The following is a 14,607-nucleotide window of genomic DNA, read 5'->3' as shown; positions in this document are numbered from 1 at the left end:
AAATGAAATCAATTGACAAATGACCGATTAGTCATTAGTATATGTAATTAATTGAACAAAGTCAATAAAGGGGCAGGTGTAATTGTGAAAGGTTTAGTAAATTTTGTCCTGAAAAACAAACTCGCTGTATGGTTATTAACGATCATTATTACTGCATCGGGTATTTATTCAGGTACACAAATGAAAACAGAAACGATTCCGAACATTAACATTCCATATTTAATGGTCATGGGAATCTATCCGGGAGCAACTCCGGAGAAGGTAATGGAAGACGTTTCAATACCTATTGAAAGTGCCATTGAAGGACTTGAAGATGTAAAAGCTGTTTTCTCTAATTCCAGTTCCAATGTAGCAAGTATTCAGGTTGAATACGAATATGGCATTGATATGGATGAAAAGAAAAGAGAACTTGAGTCAGCTTTAGATACTGTCACACTGCCTGAAGATGTTCAGGAACCTACTGTAACATCTATCGGGATGAATATGATGCCTGTAGTTGCTTTATCTATCAGCAGCAGCTCAGAAGATATTGTAGAATTAACATCGACTGTAGAAGACACGATCTTACCAGAGATTGAAAAAATTGACGGTGTTGCTTCTGCAACAATCTCCGGTCAGCATATTGAGGAAGCTATTTTCACCTTCAATGAAGAAAGAATGGCTGAGCTCGGCTTAACAGAAGATGATGTCAAACAAATGATTCAAGCCAGTGATATGGCTATGTCTCTTGGGCTTTATGAGTTTGAAGATGGTGAACAGGCAGTCGCTGTTGACGGCAAAGTTACATCAGTTGAAGAGTTAAGAGAGCTTCTTATTCCAATAACTCCTTCAGAAGAAAATCAGGTTCCATTTGTCGCATTGGGCGATATTGCCTCAATTGAAACAGTTGGACGCGAACAATCTGTCTCCCGGACAAATGGGGAAAATGCCATTGCCATTCAGATTGTAAAAGGACAGCAGGATAACACGGTTGATGTTGTAAATGCTATTAAAGAGTTTGCAACCGATCAAGAAGAAGCCATTGATGGACTGATGATTGATATTTCATTAGACCAAGGAGCTCCGATTGAGGACTCTGTTCATACAATGATTGAAAAAGCCTTATTTGGCGGTTTAATCGCTGTATTGATCATCCTTCTATTCTTGCGTGACATTAAGTCAACGATTATCTCAATTGTATCTATTCCAGTTTCAATCTTTATGGCATTCCTATTGCTGCACTGGCTGGATATTACATTAAATATTATGACACTTGGTGCCATTACCGTAGCAATCGGGCGGGTTATTGATGACTCCATCGTTGTTGTGGAAAATATTTATCGCCGTATGCATTTAAAAGAAGAAAAGCTTACTGGGCGTGCGCTTATTAGAGAAGCAACAATTGAAATGTTTAAACCAATTTTATCGTCCACTCTAGTTACCGTAGCTGTTTTTGCTCCGTTGATTTTTGTTGGCGGCATGGTTGGAGAATTGTTCATGCCTTTCGCATTAACAATGACGTTTGCTTTAGGTGCATCCTTAATTGTAGCAATTACAATCGTTCCAGCTCTTTCTCACTTCTTATTTAAAAAGAAGCTGTACAGTCCGAAAACAGAAAGCAGCCATAAAGAAGTTGGCAAGCTTGCAATGTGGTATAGAGGCGTTCTTGAAAAAACATTGAATCACAAAATCATTACATCTGTGATCGCTGTTATCCTTCTTGCTGGAAGCTTGGCCCTTACGCCGCTTATTGGATTTAGCTTTTTAGGCAGCGAAGAAGAAAAAGTAATGTATTTAACCTATACACCTGAAACGGGTGAAACAACAGAAGATACATTGGACAACGTAACCGTTGTTGAGGAAGAAATGCTGCAGCGAGAAGATATCGACATTGTCCAGTTATCCATTCAAGACGAGGCTTCCTCTGACCCTTCTGCAGCCATGATGGGCGGCGGTGCCGGCGGTGCTTTAATGTACCTGATCTTTGATCCAGAAATGGATAACTTCCCAGAAGTACGCGAAGACATTGAAGAATATGTCTTTAATATAGGCCAATCCGGTGAGTGGAAAAGCCAAGACTTCTCATCTATGGGAATGTCAACAAATGAGGTTAGCTACACATTCTATAGCGAAGATTTAGATAACCTGAACGAATCCGTTAAAATGGTTGAAGACGTGCTTAACGATACGGAAGGACTTGAAGATGTATCATCAAGTGCGGAAGACGCGTATGTAGAGTATACCTTTAATGTAGACCAGGAAGACGTTCTGCAATATGGATTAACAACTGGTCAGATTGTAATGGCATTAAGCAATACAGAAACAAAAGAAGTTTTAACAACGGTTGAGAAGGACGGAGAAACACTCGATGTCATCATTCAGCAGGATCAGCAAGCTGAACCTAAGTCAATTGATGAACTTCTTGAAACAGAAATCGCAACACCAATGGGCATGTCAATGCCACTTTCAGAGCTTGTGACTGTTGAAGAGGGCACAACACTTAATACACTGGCACGAAGCGAAGGTCAGTACTATGCTTCTGTATCAGCAACCATTATTGGTGATGATATATCGACAGCAACAGCTGACGCAGATGCAGCAATCGATGACTTAGACTTCCCTGACGGTGTTACAACTGGAGTTGCCGGTGTAGCTGCAGATATGAATGAAACCTTTACACAGCTTGGAATTGCAATGCTCGCTGCGATTGCGATTGTATACTTCATCCTAGTCGTAACGTTCGGCGAAGGTGCAGCACCATTTGCAATCCTATTCTCACTTCCATTTGCAGTGATTGGATCATTCGTTGGACTTCTAATAGCTGGAGAAACAATCTCCGTATCTGTAATGATGGGTCTCCTAATGCTCATAGGAATTGTTGTTACCAATGCAATCGTATTGGTCGACAGAATCATTCATATGGAACGCGAAGGCTTGAATATGCGTGAAGCGATCCTTGAAGCAGGAGCTACTCGTCTTCGTCCAATCTTGATGACTGCTATTGCGACTATTGGTGCTTTAATTCCATTGCTCTTTGGTAATGGCGGCGGCGGTCTGATTTCAAAAGGACTTGGTATTACCGTTATCGGCGGATTAACTAGCTCAACAATCTTAACGTTAATCATCGTGCCAATCGTTTATGAAATCTTATCGAAAATGCTTAAGAAAAATCGTAAAGAAGTAAAAGATAACTAAGGATACGCTTGAACCTGTCCAAATGCAAAAGCCAGAGAACCTGATTCTCTGGCTTTTTTTCTTCCTGAATCTTCAACAGGAGTTTTTTAACATTCATCTGATTGATTTACAGAAGCATACTAAAGTATGGCCACTATCATTAAATAACAAAGCATGTTTCGTGTGCCTTTTTTCTAAACCGAAAAGTTATGGAAGGGTGAATTTTAAATGACTAAGAAAAATCAGCAGTCTTTAGAACTTGCAGGCAGAACATATCGTCCAGATGATTACAAAAAAGAGGATCAGCTCTCCTCAGGTCTTGCTCATACACATGAACAAGCTTCGGACACGTATACAGAAGGCACGATTGATGGAAAAATCGAAAATGTAAACGGCAAAGATATTCCATTAAGCAGAGATGGGTACGATAAGTAAAGGGAGGTTTTACCTTGGTTAATAGGGATCGCGGCAAAGTGGCAAAGCTCTCACATGAGCACAAGTCAACATATCCAAGTCATAAGCATTTGAAGCATACTGAAGGCTCAGATTATAAAAAACAGCAGGATTATGATATCCCGCCGGTTATGTTAGAGGATTGAGCTAAAGGCAAGAAGAACATAAGGCCGTCCATTAGTATTACCTAATTGGACGGCCTTTCAATTTCTTTTTAGACCTTTAATTTAACACTATAATATCTCATCGCCTTCAAACTCCCTTTTACCTCAAAGACATCTTTTTCAATTAGCTTGCGGAGGCGATATTCTATAAAGGAGTCCCCTATATGCTGCTCACATTCTCCTAGAACCTGGCCAATGAGACGAGCTGATTTTCTAAATTCTCTATCCATGTTTAACTCTTTAGCAGTCTCAATGATGGTTTGATCAAAATAAGATTCATTCTTTGACTCAACTATTCCATTCTGTTCTATTCTTAGAGCATTCTTTGTTTCCGCTAAGGAGAGCCACTCATTTTCGAACATTTCCCTCTCCTGTTGGCTCAGTTTCTCACTATCACTCTTCTCGTACATAATTTGGAGTTTCTCTGGTGGAATTTCTCCAGTATGCAGCACCTGATATTCAACATCCTTCCTTTTGAATAGCGTTTCATGTAAGGCAGCTGTATTGACCACTTGAATTTGATGTTCTCGCTCCTTTAATAGAAAAAGAACAAAACGAAGTGCCGTTTGCTCATGTGCACTGTTAGAACACCAAATGGTAATGTGCTGATTCTCGCTGATTGAAGTGATTTCATGGAGACTCTTTTCAAACTCGCTTATTCTCCAGTCTTCTTCATCATAAGGAAAAGCGGTTAACATCCAATTCGCGCGTTTTTCCTGCCCGTCTTCTGTATGTAAGTGATAGATCGGTCCTACGGAGAGCATATCTCCAAACACGATAATTTTCTCCTTATGCTCAAGCTTCATCGTCTTAAGAGCCTCTCGAAGACTGCCTGCTGGGGAAGCTCCAAACATAATATGAATCCGTTCATATTCCTCAATCCGTTTTTCCTTCTGCTTCTCCTCAATAGCCCTCTCAAGTCCGTTGTACATCTTTTCAATTTCCATCGCCAGTTCTGAATCCGTATTCCCCATTTGCTTCAATTGATTTGTTTTCGCAAACAACAGAAGTAACATAGACTTTGCATCACTTTCACTTAAACTGCTAATGGTTTTCTTCATAGCTTCCAATTCCATGTGTCTCTACCTCATTCCTCACAGAGATCTTTATTTTATTGTAAAGGAGCTGTAGAACTTTTCCAATTTCTTTTCATTTTATTCTGGCATTTAATACTCTTCTTGAAATATGATGTTCAATAAGAATATGTAATGAAAGGACAGGTCTTATTATGGAAATCAAAAAAGACGATTTAACTAGTATTGAGATTAAACAGCTGCTAGAGGATCATTTACAAAGCATGACACTTCACTCTCCTCCTGAGAGTATTCATGCTCTTGACCTAGATGGGCTGCGACAGCCTGAAGTTACTTTTTGGAGTGTATGGGAGGATGAGGAGCTGCTTGGGTGTGGTGCTATAAAAGAGTTAGCACCTGATCATGGTGAAGTGAAATCAATGAAAACTTCTTCTGACCATATAAGGAAAGGTGTGGGCCGGCTGATGCTGAATTATATTATTGCTGAGGCTAGAAACCGCGGTTATAAACGATTGAGTTTAGAAACAGGTTCTATGGAAGCCTTTCTGCCTGCCCGCCACATGTATGAAAAAGCTGGATTTCACTATTGTGAACCTTTTGCGGATTATGTTCCTGATCCTAACAGTCTGTTTATGACCTTAAAGTTATAATTAAAATTTTTAGTCATCACAATTTGAAAACTGACAATGCTGCAAGTATCGTACATTTATTTATCTTTATACTAGATTCCAATCTGCTTTAGAGGAGCCATTATGGGTTCCTCTATTTTTTTACAATATCTTCACAAAGCAGCCTTCTGTCTTCTACATATTGTCTCACTCCTTTGGAAATCTTAAGAAAAACACAATGACATATTTCAGTTTTTGTCAAAGGAGGTCTGTGATGCGTTTTTTTAAAGATAAAAAGAGCATGTCAGATAAGAGAAATACAACAGATGGAAACATAAGTCCTAATCTTCAGGTAAACCTTTTTAACTTAAAACAAACCTTTACATTAACTCCGAATTTAACATTCAGAGAACTAAAGATTCATGAGGGCAAAATAGATGGTACACTTGTTTATTTGCGTGATTTAGCTGATCTAAAGCAAATTGAGGAGCAAATCATCTCTCCACTTTATTCAAAAGAAGGGCAGCAGCCTTCACATACCACAATTGCCGATTATCAAAAGACGTCTTATCTTCAGGAAGTAGTCAACGGGCTTTTAAATGGCGATACAGTCCTTCTCCTTAGTGAACACAATGAAGCATACATATATAAAACAGCTGGCGGACCAAGCAGATCGATTGAAGATGCTATTTTTGAAACAACACTAAAAGGCTCCCATCTTGGATTTAGTGAACAAATTGGCCAAAATATTGCCTTATTACAGCAATTCGTTCCATCCCCTAAATTAAAGATAGCTGAGATTAAGCTGAAAGGAGAACTAAATAAGTCTGTAAGTCTCGTTTATATCGATGGAGTTGCAAAGGAAGAAGAAATAGCTGAACTAACGAGAAGAATAACCGGCATCCAGGGTGACCATCTCATCAATCTTGGGCAATTAGCAGAGTATATTGAGGATAATCATTTCTCTCCGTTTCCTCAATTCAGAATTTCAGAGCGTCCTGACCAAGCAACTATTGACTTGTTTAAAGGAAAAATATGCGTCCTTTTAGATCGATCTCCAAGTGTATTGATTGCACCAGGCTCAATCATGTCATTTTTTCAAAGTGTTGATGATTATACGACAAGGTGGATGCTGGCATCGTTTGTACGTATCTTAAGGTTCGTTGCCGTACTGATCTCTATTTTTCTGCCGGCCATTTATATATCGATCGTCTCTTTTAATTACGAAATTATCCCTATTCGCTTATTAATTACCATTGGAGAGTCACGAGCAGAAATTCCTTTCGACCCATTAGTAGAAGCACTGCTAATGGAAATTACACTGGAGATGTTAAGAGAGGCAGGAATCAGACTGCCCGCGCCAGTTGGACAAACCGTTGGGATTGTTGGAGGTATTGTAATCGGGCAAGCAGCCGTAGAAGCAGGAATTGTGAGTAACTTCATGGTGATCATTGTTTCTTTAACAGCGATCTCGTCTTTTATCATCCCAAACTATGATATGTCCCTTGGGGTGAGGCTAATGCGTTTTCCGATGATGATTATCGCTTCACTTTTTGGAGTTGTTGGGATAGCAGTAGGATTTATGACTCTTCTTGGCCATATTGTTAAGCTAGAGTCTATCGGCACTCCTTATGGCACTTTACTAAATCCGCTCCAAAGCTCTGACTTTAAAGATAGTCTCATTCGGTTTCCTATTTGGAAAATCGGGAAATCAAAGCAAGCGTCAGCAAAGGACCATGAACGCTTATTATAAAGGGTGTATTCATTTGAAAGGAAAAATTACTATAACGCAATTTATATTTTTAATTCACGGTGCTCAAATGGGAGTCGGCATTTTGTCTCTGCCACGGGAGCTGGGAGAACTTGCAGGACCGAGTGGCTTTATATCCATTATTTTAGGCTGGGCAGTGGCTTCAATTACAAGCATTCTAATTATAAAAGCAATGGAGCGCTTTCCTGGTAAAACAGCGGAAGAAACATTCATACTATATTTTGGAAATACACTCGGCAAGATCATTATCTTATATTTTGCATGCTATTTAGTTTTCTTCTCCTACACATTAATGCTTTCTATGGTCATGCTCCTAAAGAGCTGGATTTTACCAGGAACAAGCGTCTCTCTTCTCCTGTCTCTCCTTGTGATCCCGACGTTTATTATCTCAAGAGGCGGAGTAAAAGTGCTTGGCCGTTATGGAGAAAGCACCTTTATCCTAACCTTCTGGATATTATTCTTATTGTATATACCATTAGAAAAAAATAGTTGGCTCTATTTTTTTCCATTCTTAAAAGATGGTATCATGCCTATTCTAGAGGGCACAAAATTAACCGTTTTTTCCTTCTTAGGATTTGAAATTATCTTTTTTATATATCCTTATCTTAGTAATAAAAAGAAAGCCATCAGTGGCGCTGTTACTGCCAACACCATTACTCTCCTTATTTATGTAAGTACAACGATTGCCTGTTATCTTTTTTATGGGCCAGATACGATTGGAAATTACTTTGAGCCCGTTCTAAACCAAATGAGCAACATTCGGTTCCGTTATGTAGAGCGCTTAGATATCATTCTCTTGCCTATGTATATGTTTGTTGTATCAACAACATGGATTCCGTACGTTTATTTCACTGCCACCTGTTTGAGCCAAATTATAAAAATAAGACGGTGCGAGAAGATTATACTCCCAGTCTTGCTTTCTTTTATTATCGCTACTCTAATACTTGACCAAGACTGGTCAATGCTTAACAAAATGAGGACTCTTGTTACATATATGGGCAGCCTAATATACGTATTCGTATTCCTGCTTTATTTATTATCTTTATTTCATTCTCATTTCAGAAAAGGTGAAAAGCTTGAAGGTTAAAATATATTTCCTGCTTCTACTATGTTCACTTATTTTATCCGCCTGCAATGATAAAACGAATATTGAAGATATAACCATGACATTAATGCTTGGCATTGATTTAGGAGAGAATAATGAGCTAATTGTTTATAGCTCAAATCCGGTCTTCGATAAAGAAGTAATGGATAAAAACGAAGAGTATAGCGTAAAAGCTTCATCCTTAAGAGAGGCAAGAGGTGAACTGGATAGTTTTTTAGCAGGCACAATTAGTAAAGGAAAGATGCAGGTTTTATTGATTGGCAAAAAAGTCCTTCAGTCTGAAAACTGGTTTGCACTTTTAGACACCTTATACCGGGACTCTTTTTCATCCATCAATTGCAAGGTCATGGTAGTGGAAGATAGTGTTGCTGAAGTAATCTATAGCAGTCCAAGTGATAAAATCAGATTGCCATTGCACATGGTAAAGCTGATTGAGACTGGCGATAAACGCCATATTACACAAGAAACCACTTTACATGATGTGCAATCAGATCACTATTCTAAAACAAAAACCGGCTTTATTCCCCGTATTATCTATAAAAATAAAAGCATTAATTTAAGCGGATTTACTTTATTAAACCATAAGGATATGTATGTTTCAGATATTAATCAATACGAAGGAGAACTGCTGCAGCTTTTGAGCAGCACCAAACTTGATCAGCTATTTCTAACAACGAAATTAACCACTGATGACACAGATCCCTTTCAAACCAAGCTTTTAAGCTATAATGTTGGAGATTTAAAGCGAGAGGTGAAAGTCACATATGAAAACGGGCAATTTGTCTTTAAGACAGACTATTCACTAGCCATTTATATTAAAGAAGCATTGAACGAAAATCCTTATAAAGATCGCGAAAAAATGGAAAAAGAGCTAAAAGAAAAATTAACAGCTGATTTCAACAAACTCGTAAAGAGCTTTCAAGATAACGGAATAGATCCAGTAGGATTTGGAGAATATGCGCGGGCCTTTCAATATAAGCATTGGAAAAAGGTAAGTGACAATTGGGGAGATGCTTTTGGGAAATCCAATATAACCATTGATGTTAGTGTACGGATTAAAGATGAAGGATTAAATATGAGGTAATAGACTCCCATCTGAAAGGATAAAAGGGCCGCGATTGGCCCCTTTTTTTCATCTTGCCGACTCATTGCACTATAGCGAACCAGCTGAACCGTCCAACTGGTTTGCCGGCTCTTTTCTTGTGCTTTTCCGTCCAATCCAGAAATGGTATAAAAGAATGCCTGCCATTAAGAGGATCGTCATTAAAATATACATTCCGCGGAAGCCAATATACGGTGTTATGAATCCTAAAATAAATGGACCAATGCCAATTCCTACATCGACAAATATATAAAAAGTAGATGTTGCCAGAGCAATACGGTGTGATGGCGTTACCTTTATCGCCAAAGCCTGGGCACTTGCTTGAATGGTTCCATATCCAAGACCGATCAATACGGCTGATAGCAGCAACATAGTTCCGCTATGCACTTGACTGAGAAGCAGCATGCCTAAAATATAAAACAGGATTGCGGGATAGATGACGAAATTATGCCCTTTTTGATCAAACCACTTGCCTGTAAAAGGACGGGTACAAATAACGGTTACAGCATACAGAATGAAAAAGAAGCTGGCCGCACTAACTAAATCAATCTCCTCCGCATAAAAAGTAAGATAAGAAAGAATGCTTGAATAGCCAAAAGCCATTACGAAACTAATGGCCGAAATAGGAATAGCTTTAACTTCAAGAAAATTAGATAACTTGAATTGTGACAGTTCTTTTTTCTGATCTGATGACAATGAAAGTTCCGGCACTTTTACAAATAGAGCTGATAGCAGTGTGATAAAGGCAAACACTCCACAAATGATAAAATTAATAAATGCAGTAGCATGTTCAGTAATCATCATGCCAATAAACGGACCAATGGCTGTTGCAATAATAATACTGACTCCATAATAGCCAATTCCCTCGCCATGTCGTGATTTAGGGATCAAGCTTGCTGAAATCGTTCCTGTTGCAGTTGAGGCAAAAGCAAAGGCAATGCCATGAAGCAGCCTAACAAGGAGCAGACTGGTTAAGCCTGTTATGAAGAAGTACAGAGCTGTCATAACTAAAAACGCAACTAAGCCTATGAACAGCAGTTTTTTCCGGCCGATCCTTTCAATTACACTTCCTCCAAATAATCGTCCAATCAAAGCGCCTAATACAAAAATACTGGAAGCAAATCCTGCCATTCCTGTAGAAGCGCCGTATTCCTCTTTTGCATACACTGGGATGATGACCATTAATAAATAAAAACATAAGAACAGCAAAAAATTAACGCCAAAAACAATTAAGAAATTCTTTGTCCATAACTTTTCTTTCGTGCCTTCCACACCTTACACTCCCCTTTTAATAATCATGCTGCGAATTTGATCCATTACTTCAATGACCTCAGCTTGCTTCTCTGGGGAAATGCCAGTCATAATATCCTGTTCATATTCATCGATGTTCTTTCGAAGGATTGCTGTTATTTCCTTTCCTCTCGGTGATAGTTGAATTCTCTTTTCTCTATTATCCCTGCCTTTTATTTGCTCCACATACTGTAATTTAATTAGAGAGTTCACCGTTCTCGTAATCGTTGGCTTTTCTACATATAAATGCTTTGAAAGCTCCACAAGTGTAACAGATTCATACATCTCTAAATAATACATAATCGACCATTGTGAGTAATGCAGATCATATTCGTTTAAAAGACGATTCAAGTCACTTATAAACGGTCGATACAGCAAAAAATATTGGTGAAAGAACTTTCTGTAAGATTCCATTCCAAATCACTCCTCTTAGATAGTTACCATGAGTAACTATTAGGTTAAAAAAATAACTGCCTTTAATATTTAGTTACCCTAAGTAACCATTATCCTATTATAAACGATTCCTGCGATAATCACAAACTCCCTTCATTTTTTCCCTTTTCAAAGCTGCATAAAGACTGATACTTTAATAGAAATAGAAGGATACAAACATTAGAAGTTAAAAACGAAATAAATTTTATTACTGAATCTAAAAAAATTGAACTTTTTCTGCTGGTTATTACTCTTAGAAGTGAGCGAGGTGAGAATATGGAAGAAGATCGGCTAATTAAGAAAGCTAAAAAGGGGGATAAAGATGCATTACTTACGTTGATTATGAATGAAAAGGATGCGTATTATCGTCTTGCTTATGCTTATATGGGAAATTCACATGACGCAATGGATGCATTAGAGGATATGATTGTTGTTCTTTATGACAAAATAAATCAGCTTAAAAAGGATCGCTCTTTTTACAGCTGGAGCAAAACGATTTTGGTCAATGAGTGCAAAGCAGCACTTCGGCGGCGCAGCAAACAGATATTAACAAATGATTGGCACGCAGCAATCGAACCCACTTCAAGCAGAAACTCTTTCTTAGCCAGTGAACAGCAGGCTGATTTAGAGGCAATGCTAAGCGAGCTAAGTCACCCGCAAAGGGAAACGATCCAATTAAGATACTTTCATGATCTCGATTACGAAACGATTGCTTCTATAACGGATGTTTCACTTGGCACGGTGAAGTCAAGAATCTTTCAGGGTCTAAAAAAGCTTAGAGAGAAACATGGGGGTGTAAATGAATGAAGGATGAATGGAATAAAATGTTTATGAATGAACATCAAAAACTACAGGAAATCAAGGCACCAAAAGAATTGGAGGATCGTTTGCGCCAAGCTTTAGAGAAGACACCTCCAAAAGAGCAGCGTTTCAATCATCGGTTTTGGCCTTTTGCAGCAGCTGCACTTATATTTCTTTGTTTCTTTGGTTACCATTACAACGCTGTCGCTTATTATGGTAAAACCTTATTCGGCTTTGACCAGCTATTTACACAATCCTTAAAAGACCTTAATGAAGCTGGAATGGGACAAATGATCGGAAAGGAAACACATCTTTCTGATGGAAGTGTTTTAACCATTGATGGGGTAATGGCAGATGAAAATCAATTTCTTCTTTATTATACATTAGAAAATCCAAATGGAATTGATATGGAAGAAAAGGATGTATGGCCCAATCTTATTAACGGATTCCTGACAAAATCAAACCCTGTTGGAGGTACAAGCGCATTAAATGACGATGGGACTGAATTAAAAGGGACAATGTCATTTGATCCAGTCAATCCGCTGGCAAAAAAACTAACCGTTTCTTTCCGAGTTGGGGGAATTGAAGGAACGGACACTCTTCAAATCAGCTTTCCTTTTAATCCAAATCAAGCACTGCAAACAGAGATTAAACAAAATGTAAACCACAGCTTTCAGAGTGATCATGGAACCATTAAATTTGAATCTATAAGAGCAACTCCCACTATGACTCTTATTGAGGGCAAAGTTCATTTAGACTACAGGTATGAAGATGACAGCAATTTCATTGAAACGATTGAACTTCATGCCAATGGACAGCCGATCGAGCGCCTGGGAAGCAGCCTTTCTTCCTCCATAAAAGGAAGGAAAATGGAATTACGCTTTGATGCTCTCCCGCAAAACTTAGAATCCCTGGAGCTTGTCATTGAAAAGCTTCCTGTCTACAAGGAAATTACAAAAAAGAGCATAGAGCTCTCTTCTATCAGTGAAGAACCAATTTTACTTGAGGGAAATGAAGTGCTTGTTAAAAAAATATCCGAAACAGCAGTGAGTACTGAAATAACTTTTTCAACCGAAGAGAATGTAAGGCTTAATGGCGTTTCTATAATTTCAAATGGGAAACACTATCCTTTAGACTCCACGATAGATGAGAAAATTATTAAGACAGAAAACGGTCGCATCTTAAAAGAAAGAACAATGGTTTTTAAGAAAGTAACAAATCCAGAAACTCTTTACATTAACGGCATCCACTATATGAAAGCGTATGAGGAGAGAATTCGTATTCCAATAGAGTAATAATATAGAGAGTTCCTGAAACATAGCAATGTGCAGGAACTCTCTATTATGGATTATAAACTTACAGAATTGGTTTAGTGTACTTACCTCTGATCCTCCATTAAGGTCATCTTACCTTTATTGTTTTTTAAAGAGAGGTACACAGACAGCAGCAACGCCCCTGAGATCATAAAACCCACGCCGCCGAGCATCCCAAGCCACCGATTATCTGCATATTCAAGAGCGATGCCAGCACCAAACATGGAGATGCCAATCATGGAATTAGAGATGGTTGCAAATAGACCAAATACTGATCCCTGTTTGTTTTTCGGAACAATTCTCATAAGGGTAGAATCAAAACAAGTACCTCCCACACCAGCACAAAATCCAATGATGATATAGACTAAAACAGCAATCGATATAGAGTGCAGCTGGCTCAATATGATGAGAAATAATCCTTCAAAAATAAGGACTGAAAAACCAATGATCAGCAAATGATTGCGCAGCCGCTCCCCTACTATAAAGCTGAGCATGAGCCCCATTCCGAGAGAACCGTAAAAAAGGCCAACTCCCAAGTCTCCAAATTGAAATTCTTCAACAGCATATACACTAATGAGAACATTATCAATTCCATTCAGCAGCGGAATAAGGAACTCACTCGCAAGCAAGAGCATCAGCAGACTAGAAGAAAACAAGAAGGCAATTGTATTTCCTTGTTGAGTGCTATCGGAATTTATCTCGTTTACACTCTCTTTTCTCACCTTCAAACGCGAAAGAATCAACGCAGCAAGTAAAAATGATACAGCATTGGCTCCAAAAGTAATGTTTGGTCCTAAATAGTATGAAGCCACACCGCCGCTTAAGGAGCCGCCTATCAAAATAATTCCTATCATCACCTGCTCTAAACTGTTTACTTTTACAAGGTTATGCTGACTTACAATTGTAGGAATAATGGATTTTCTGGCAGGTGCGTAAATAGCCTCTCCTGCTCCAAGGATAAAAGTTCCTACGTAAATAATCCAAACCTGGTCTGGACTTTTAACAAATAAAAAAGACAGAGCAAAGAATATTCGTATAAGATCCGTTGACACCAGGATGTTCCTTTTTGAGAATTTATCTGCAAGCCACCCGCCAAACGGAGCAAACAGAAGGAACGGAATAACCCTTATCGCTAAAGTTAATCCAACAGCAAAACCTGATCCTGTCACTTCCAATAATAGAGCTAGGACAGCCACCTGACTAAAGCGGTCGCCAATACCATTTAGCACACCGGCGCTGAAAAGTTTTCTGTATTCTTTTTCTTCCTTAAATAAGCTTAGCATTTTTAGCACAACCTTAATTAGATTATTATCTAATTAGATAATAATCTAATTATTAAGCCTATTTCAACTATCTTATTGAAAATAATACTAATTTAACA

Annotated in this window: 13 protein-coding genes; 9 read left to right on the top strand and 4 right to left on the bottom strand. The window is 38.4% G+C overall.

Translation table 11 applies throughout. The features are described from left to right. The first annotated feature begins 84 nt into the window (after positions 1-84). From J1899_RS01505 to J1899_RS01495, 3 genes are all read left to right on the top strand, one after another. Complete coding sequence (locus J1899_RS01505) at positions 85-3,174, top strand: efflux RND transporter permease subunit (RefSeq protein WP_214477051.1); 3,090 nt, start codon at positions 85-87, stop codon at positions 3,172-3,174. 207 nt (positions 3,175-3,381) lie between these two features. Further along, the gene (locus tag J1899_RS01500) at positions 3,382-3,588 is read left to right on the top strand and encodes a YozQ family protein (RefSeq protein WP_214477049.1); all 207 of its coding nucleotides are present in this window, start codon (positions 3,382-3,384) and stop codon (positions 3,586-3,588) included. Between the two features lie 14 nt (positions 3,589-3,602). Beyond that, on the top strand, positions 3,603-3,752 hold the full coding sequence (locus tag J1899_RS01495) for a hypothetical protein (RefSeq protein WP_214477047.1): 150 nt from the start codon (positions 3,603-3,605) through the stop codon (positions 3,750-3,752). Positions 3,753-3,820: 68 nt separating this feature from the next. Here J1899_RS01495 and J1899_RS01490 read toward each other — a convergent pair whose 3' ends face one another. Further along, a complete protein-coding gene (locus tag J1899_RS01490; protein ID WP_214477045.1) occupies positions 3,821-4,846 on the bottom strand; it encodes a DUF1835 domain-containing protein in 1,026 nt (341 codons plus the stop codon). Positions 4,847-4,998: 152 nt separating this feature from the next. Here J1899_RS01490 and J1899_RS01485 point away from each other — a divergent pair, with 152 nt between their 5' ends. The 4 genes from J1899_RS01485 to J1899_RS01470 all read left to right on the top strand — a co-directional run bounded on the left by J1899_RS01485 (position 4,999) and on the right by J1899_RS01470 (position 9,372). After that, positions 4,999-5,454 (top strand): GNAT family N-acetyltransferase, encoded by a 456-nt coding sequence (locus J1899_RS01485; RefSeq protein WP_214477044.1) that lies wholly within the window; start codon positions 4,999-5,001, stop codon positions 5,452-5,454. Between the two features lie 232 nt (positions 5,455-5,686). Then, a complete protein-coding gene (locus J1899_RS01480; RefSeq protein ID WP_246586552.1) occupies positions 5,687-7,165 on the top strand; it encodes a spore germination protein in 1,479 nt (492 codons plus the stop codon). A 13-nt stretch (positions 7,166-7,178) separates the two neighbouring features. Beyond that, entirely contained in the window at positions 7,179-8,270 is a 1,092-nt protein-coding gene (locus J1899_RS01475; RefSeq protein WP_214477041.1) for a GerAB/ArcD/ProY family transporter, read from the top strand. Further along, positions 8,260-9,372: a Ger(x)C family spore germination protein gene (locus J1899_RS01470; protein WP_214477040.1), complete on the top strand. Its 1,113-nt coding sequence runs from the start codon at positions 8,260-8,262 to the stop codon at positions 9,370-9,372. Before J1899_RS01475 ends, J1899_RS01470 begins: the two co-directional genes overlap by 11 nt. A 69-nt stretch (positions 9,373-9,441) precedes the next feature. On the opposite strand, the gene J1899_RS01465 is transcribed toward J1899_RS01470, so the two are convergent. Together J1899_RS01465 and J1899_RS01460 are read right to left on the bottom strand one after the other, a co-directional pair. Beyond that, positions 9,442-10,662: an MFS transporter gene (locus J1899_RS01465; RefSeq protein WP_214477036.1), complete on the bottom strand. Its 1,221-nt coding sequence runs from the start codon at positions 10,660-10,662 to the stop codon at positions 9,442-9,444. Between the two features lie 3 nt (positions 10,663-10,665). Continuing rightward, positions 10,666-11,094 carry a MarR family winged helix-turn-helix transcriptional regulator gene (locus J1899_RS01460; RefSeq protein ID WP_214477033.1) on the bottom strand — a complete coding sequence of 143 codons (429 nt, stop codon included), beginning with the start codon at positions 11,092-11,094 and terminating at the stop codon, positions 10,666-10,668. 294 nt (positions 11,095-11,388) lie between these two features. Here J1899_RS01460 and J1899_RS01455 point away from each other — a divergent pair, with 294 nt between their 5' ends. Beyond that, positions 11,389-11,919, top strand: a complete 531-nt coding sequence (locus tag J1899_RS01455; RefSeq protein WP_214477031.1) for an RNA polymerase sigma factor — start codon at positions 11,389-11,391, stop codon at positions 11,917-11,919. Then, positions 11,916-13,208, top strand: a complete 1,293-nt coding sequence (locus J1899_RS01450) for a DUF4179 domain-containing protein (protein WP_214477028.1) — start codon at positions 11,916-11,918, stop codon at positions 13,206-13,208. Before J1899_RS01455 ends, J1899_RS01450 begins: the two co-directional genes overlap by 4 nt. An 83-nt stretch (positions 13,209-13,291) precedes the next feature. On the opposite strand, the gene J1899_RS01445 is transcribed toward J1899_RS01450, so the two are convergent. Continuing rightward, positions 13,292-14,509, bottom strand: a complete 1,218-nt coding sequence (locus J1899_RS01445) for an MFS transporter (RefSeq protein ID WP_246586551.1) — start codon at positions 14,507-14,509, stop codon at positions 13,292-13,294. Positions 14,510-14,607: the final 98 nt, after the last annotated feature.

It is taken from the genome of Cytobacillus gottheilii, assembly GCF_018582665.1.
GTDB lineage: Bacteria > Bacillota > Bacilli > Bacillales > Cytobacillaceae > Cytobacillus > Cytobacillus gottheilii.
Note: the sequence above shows the minus strand (reverse complement) of the source record. Positions and strands in the feature narration are given on the sequence as shown.

Coding starts and splice junctions, on each gene's coding strand:
- J1899_RS01500 (WP_214477049.1), top strand. CDS start 3,382: ATGACTAAGAAAAATCAGCAGTCTTTAGAACTTGCAGGCAGAACATAT.
- J1899_RS01490 (WP_214477045.1), bottom strand. CDS start 4,846: ATGGAATTGGAAGCTATGAAGAAAACCATTAGCAGTTTAAGTGAAAGT.
- J1899_RS01485 (WP_214477044.1), top strand. CDS start 4,999: ATGGAAATCAAAAAAGACGATTTAACTAGTATTGAGATTAAACAGCTG.
- J1899_RS01480 (WP_246586552.1), top strand. CDS start 5,687: ATGCGTTTTTTTAAAGATAAAAAGAGCATGTCAGATAAGAGAAATACA.
- J1899_RS01460 (WP_214477033.1), bottom strand. CDS start 11,094: ATGGAATCTTACAGAAAGTTCTTTCACCAATATTTTTTGCTGTATCGA.
- J1899_RS01455 (WP_214477031.1), top strand. CDS start 11,389: ATGGAAGAAGATCGGCTAATTAAGAAAGCTAAAAAGGGGGATAAAGAT.
- J1899_RS01450 (WP_214477028.1), top strand. CDS start 11,916: ATGAAGGATGAATGGAATAAAATGTTTATGAATGAACATCAAAAACTA.
- J1899_RS01445 (WP_246586551.1), bottom strand. CDS start 14,509: ATGCTAAGCTTATTTAAGGAAGAAAAAGAATACAGAAAACTTTTCAGC.